Origin of the sequence: Microbacterium sp. UBA3394, assembly GCF_002358725.1 — a bacterium.
GTDB lineage: Bacteria > Actinomycetota > Actinomycetes > Actinomycetales > Microbacteriaceae > Microbacterium > Microbacterium luteum.
On the sequence record NZ_DEPK01000171.1, the window covers coordinates 1 to 4,972 of the forward strand.

Here is a 4,972-nt window from a genome sequence, read left to right on the forward strand (position 1 = left end):
CCATCACACCCGGGGCGCTTCAGTTTGCAACGTACTAGAACTTCTGCGCTCACGACTCGGCCAGTAGACTTGGGTGTGTGCCGATGTCCCGTCGGAGTGGCTGATTTGGCTTCCTACGCGGGAGGGGCACGCAGAGGGCACGGGGTCGCAAGTTGGCTTCAGAAGCCGCATGATTCCGCGCTCCTCAACTAGAACTGGGACTTCTAAGAAGAAGTCTCCACCCACGGAGGGGCTCGCGACCGGAGACGGCCGAGTCCCTTCGCGTCGTCACCCGACGGTGTCGTCCAGCCAGTCGAGGACCGTCTCGGCCACGCGCAGACGCGCGAGCGGCTCGCAGTGCATCGCGCCGCCCTCCGCGGCCGTGAAGCGTTCCAGCGCGGACACCTCTGGCGTCATCGCCGCGAGGGCAGCCGACTGGCCCGGCCAGAACTGCTCGCCGTCGGGGTCGGTGATCAGCAGCGGCGTGCGGATGTCGGCGGCCTGCTCCTGCGACAGGCGGTAGGCGCGCACGGCGCGGAACGCCGCCCCGAAGCTCTCGCCGACGCCGTACGGCCGCGCCCGGAACCGCATCATCGCCGCCTCGGGGGAGTCGGGAGTGAGTCCCTGGCGCAGGTACTCGTCGAACGCGTCCGGGTCGCCGCCGTCGAGCAGATCGACGAGTTCCCGGGGCAGGTGAGCGAACCAGCTGGTCGAGACGTCGACGACGCCGGGGTCGACGACGGCCGCGGCGAACCGCTGCTCCACCGTGAGCGCACGCGGCACCCAGTACCCCGCTTGGCTCACTCCCCACACCGCGAGACGTGCCTCATCGACGTCATCGCGTGCGACGAGGGCGTCCACGACCGGAGCAAGTACCGCCTCCCAGTCCGGGCGGAACGGGACACCGTGTTCGAAGAGCTGTGACTGCTGCCCGGGGCCGTCGAAGACGAACACGGCCCAGCCGCGCGCGAGCGCCGGTCGGCCGAGATCGGTCCACAGCCGGCTGATCGCCTCATCGCTGCCGTTGTTCAGCACCAGTGTGCGGTGTGGACCGGCGCCCACGGGCAAGAACAGTGCTCCCGGCAGAGGTTGCCCGCCATGAGGAACGGTGATGCGTGCGACAGGATGCCCGCACCCATCGACGAACGCGTCCCACGCGCGACGATGGGTGCGGAACGTGGTCAGCAACGTGTCGCCGTCGGGTAGCGCGGCCGCCGCGGACACGGCAAAGCCCAGGTAGTTCGCGGCGCGCAGGTGGCGCGCCGCCGCGGTGGCGTGATGGCCGGTCGCAGCGGCGTCATCCGCCTCGTCGAGCACCCGTTCGCCGAGGTCGCGCCATGCGGAGAACCATCCGGCGGTGTCGCCCGCTCCCACCGGGCCCGCAGCAGCGAGAATCTCGCCCGGGTCGCCCCCGCCGTGCACGCTGTGTCCGATCGCGAGGCGAACATCGAAGTCGAATCCCGGATCGGTGGCGAATCCTCCCGCGAAGGGGGACGACAGCAGATCCCGGGGCGGCGTCGGTGCATCGGTGGTCATGGGATTTCGCCCTTTTCCGTCGGTGGACGCCGCCAGCAAAGCATCGCTTCGGTGCGCACACAAGGCCTCGGTCCGGCAAGGGCTTCCGGCAGCTGCCGCCGACGTGATTGAGTCAGAGGCATGAAGACCTTCTCCCGATGGCTCCTGGCCGCCGCGATGGTGTTCGCGGGCATCAGTCACCTGTTCTGGGCACGCAAGGAGTTCCAGGCTCAGGTTCCGGACTTCGCGGTCGAGAAGACCGGCCTCGACCGGGACGCCGTCGTCGTCGCATCCGGCGTGGTGGAGGTGATGTTCGGCACGGCACTGGTGGCGCTGCCCGCCTCGCGCCGGCGCGTGGGCGCGCTCCTGGCCGCGTTCTTCATCGCGATCTTCCCGGGAAACGTCGAGCAGTTCACGCGTGGACGAGACGGGTTCGGCCTCGACACCGATGCGAAGCGTCTGGCTCGACTGTTCTTCCAGCCGGTGCTGGTCTGCTGGGCGTGGTGGTGCACGCGCGACGGCCGCGCGTGAGCATCATCGCCGGGTCGACGCGGTCAGGGTGAACTTGGCGTTGCGGGCGATCTGGCGAGTCGGGCCGACGATGCGCTCCAGCGCAGCGCGGTACCCGAGCGAAGAGTTCCACACGGTCCACAGTTCTCCGCCCGGCGCGAGCACGCGCGCGGCGTCGGCGAACATGAGCGGCGCGATCCTGTCGGTGACGGCTGCGCCCGAGTGGAACGGCGGATTGAGGGCGATGAGAGATGCCGATCGGTCGGGCTGCGCACCGAGCATGTCATCTCGCACGACCTCGACTCGACCGGCGACGCCGTTGGCGGCGACCGTGGCCTTCGCGGAGGCCACGGCGATGGCCGACTGATCGGCCGCGATCACCCGGGCATGCGGATGCCGGGTCGCCCAGGAGGCGGCCACGACCCCGGTGCCGCACGCCATGTCGATGACCGGCCGATCCGTCGGGGCGGGCAGGTGCGCCAGCAGCAGCCGGGTGCCGATGTCGATCGACGTGCCGGCGAACGCCCCGCCGAACGCGCACGCGGTGATGCCCTCGTGCGTTTCCTGCCGCGGTGTCGGATCCGCGCCGTCGTGTGGGCCTCGCGCGACGAGCACCCGGGACTTCTGTCTCGCGTGGGTGACGTCCACGCGGCCGAATCGGCGGGCGAGCACGTCGTTCATGGCGACGCTCATGTGCTTGAGGCGTCCGCCGGCGAACACCGTGACGTCGGGAGCGGCGTGGGCGGCGATGATCCCGGCGATGTCGTCGAGCTGGTCGAGCGAGCGCGGCAGGCGGAGCAGCACCACGCGGGCTCCCCGCACGAGCTCGGCCGTCAGGGCGAGAGACCGATAGGCGTGCGAGGGGGCGAGGTCGTCGGCGTTGGCGGCGAGCGCCCGCTCCCCGGTGAGCGCATCCTGGTGGACGCGGATGCCGGTGGCGCCGGCGAGTGCGGCGCCGAGGGTGAGCGCGCCGTAAGCGTCGCCGATCACGCACACGGCGCCGGATTCGGCGTTCTCGCGCGCCGCCGCGGAGTGGTCGAGGATGAGCCGGTCGGCGGCGTCGACCGCGACCAGTCCCGGGGCCTCGAGGTCGGGGCGCCGCCGCAGGCGATCGAGCTCAGGGTGCACGCTTCCACGCTAGACCGTGGCGCGTCACCCGCCCGCTTAGGGTGGAGACGACCGATCTGGAGTACTCGTGTTCCGCACACCTCTTTCCCTGTTCCGTGTCCTCGCCTTCGCCGAAGCGGTGTCCTGGACGCTCCTCATCGCAGGACTGATCCTGCGTGCGACGCTCGACCTCCCGATCGCGGTGACGATCGGCGGCGGCATCCACGGATTCGTGTTCCTCTCCTACGGCGCCACGGCCGTGCTGGTGGCGATGAACCAGCGATGGCGGATGTGGCCGACGATCGTGGCCGTCGTGAGTGCCGTCATCCCCTATGCGACCATCCCGACGGAGATCTGGCTGCACCGTGCCGGGCGTCTCGACGGCCCCTGGCGAATCGCGCCCGGCCCCGAGGCGGACCGTTGGTACGACCCGCTGATGCGGTGGTTCCTGCGGCGGCCATGGGTGCTCGCGCTGTTCCTCGTGGCGGCGGTTGCCGTCGTCTTCGCCGTTCTCCTGGTCGTCGGCCCGCCCGGAGGGAAGTGAGGCGGATCTCGGCGCCTCGGAATAGTCAGCCTCCTCCTGCGTTGAACTTGATAAGTGATCGCTCAACTCTTAAAGTTGAGGTCGCTTGACTCATCTTTGATGCAAGGAGCGGGAATGCCCGAAGACTTCACCCCCGACGAAGGCCACAGCGCCTTCGACGAGTTCCTCGCACGCTATCTCGCGGGCGAGCGCGCCCGCGCCGAGCGATCGATCGACCTCAGTCGATTCCTCGGTGCGGCGACGCAGCAGATCCTGCAGGCCGCAGGTCGATACGCGCTCGAACGGGGCCAGCAGGAACTCGACGCGTTGCACGTTCTGCGTGTGCTCGTCGACCGTTCGCCGGCGAAAGACGCGGTCGAGCGCGTCGGCGCCGACGCGGCGGCGATCGTCCGCGCCGCGGAGGACCGGCTGCCGGCGGCCTCGCACCGAGCGCATGTCGATGGCGCGGTGATCACCCCGTCGGTGCAACGAGCGCTCTTCCACGCCTACCAGGTGGCGCGCTCGTCCGGATCGACCTATGTCGACCCCGAGCACCTGTTCTTCGCCCTCGTGCTCGCGCAGGACACTCCCGCGGGGCAGATCCTCGCGCGCGCCGGCGTGACCGCGGAGTCTCTGACCCAGGAAGTTCGTGAGACCGTGTCGGGCGACGCCGAGGCGCCGGAAGACGGAATGGGATCGTCGTCGACGCCGATGCTCGACCGTTTCGGCACGGACCTCACCGCGCGGGCACGCGAAGGCGCGCTCGACCCGGTCATCGGCCGTGCCGACGAGATCGAGCAGACGGTCGAGATCCTCAGTCGTCGCACGAAGAACAACCCCGTGCTCGTCGGAGAAGCCGGCGTCGGCAAGACGGCGATCGTCGAGGGACTCGCCCTGGCGGTGGCCGCCGGCAGCGTTCCGGCGCAACTGGCGGACAAGCGGGTGATCGTCCTCGATCTGCCCGCGATGCTCGCCGGCACCCGCTACCGCGGAGACTTCGAGGAGCGCCTCACGCAGACGATGGATGAGATCTCCGCGCACCGCGACGAGATCGTCGTCTTCATCGACGAAGTGCACACGGTCGTCGGCGCCGGAGGCGGCGGCGACGGCGGCATGGATGCGGGGAACATCCTGAAGCCCCGCCTCGCGCGCGGCGACCTGCACCTNNCGCACCAAGAACAACCCCGTGCTGGTCGGAGAGGCCGGCGTCGGCAAGACGGCGATCGTCGAGGGACTCGCCCTGGCGGTGGCCGCCGGCAGCGTTCCGGCGCAGCTGACGGACAAGCGGGTGATCGTCCTCGATCTGCCCGCGATGCTCGCCGGCACCCGCTACCGCGG

At 70.0% G+C, this 4,972-nt stretch carries 5 protein-coding genes; 3 read left to right on the forward strand and 2 right to left on the reverse strand.

Annotation, left to right across the window (positions count from 1 at the left end; translation table 11 throughout):
• Positions 1–267: 267 nt before the first annotated feature.
• On the reverse strand, positions 268–1,515 hold the full coding sequence (locus tag B4E30_RS10125) for an alpha/beta hydrolase family protein (RefSeq protein WP_286795168.1): 1,248 nt from the start codon (positions 1,513–1,515) through the stop codon (positions 268–270).
• A 120-nt stretch (positions 1,516–1,635) separates the two neighbouring features.
• Here B4E30_RS10125 and B4E30_RS10130 point away from each other — a divergent pair, with 120 nt between their 5' ends.
• Positions 1,636–2,025: a DoxX family protein gene (locus tag B4E30_RS10130; RefSeq protein WP_071044535.1), complete on the forward strand. Its 390-nt coding sequence runs from the start codon at positions 1,636–1,638 to the stop codon at positions 2,023–2,025.
• 3 nt (positions 2,026–2,028) lie between these two features.
• Here B4E30_RS10130 and B4E30_RS10135 read toward each other — a convergent pair whose 3' ends face one another.
• On the reverse strand, positions 2,029–3,132 hold the full coding sequence (locus B4E30_RS10135; protein ID WP_286795170.1) for a class I SAM-dependent methyltransferase: 1,104 nt from the start codon (positions 3,130–3,132) through the stop codon (positions 2,029–2,031).
• Positions 3,133–3,199: 67 nt separating this feature from the next.
• Between B4E30_RS10135 and B4E30_RS10140 the strand changes: the two genes are divergently transcribed.
• Positions 3,200–3,655: a DUF3817 domain-containing protein gene (locus B4E30_RS10140; protein WP_194384875.1), complete on the forward strand. Its 456-nt coding sequence runs from the start codon at positions 3,200–3,202 to the stop codon at positions 3,653–3,655.
• A gap of 114 nt (positions 3,656–3,769) precedes the next feature.
• Positions 3,770–4,972: Clp protease N-terminal domain-containing protein (locus B4E30_RS10145; RefSeq protein ID WP_286795174.1), on the forward strand; the 1,203-nt coding region annotated here is incomplete at its 3' end.

Bases quoted from the DNA above. Each gene is read 5' to 3' on its own strand.
- B4E30_RS10130 (WP_071044535.1), top strand. From the start codon at position 1,636: ATGAAGACCTTCTCCCGATGGCTCCTGGCCGCCGCGATGGTGTTCGCG.
- B4E30_RS10125 (WP_286795168.1), bottom strand. From the start codon at position 1,515: ATGACCACCGATGCACCGACGCCGCCCCGGGATCTGCTGTCGTCCCCC.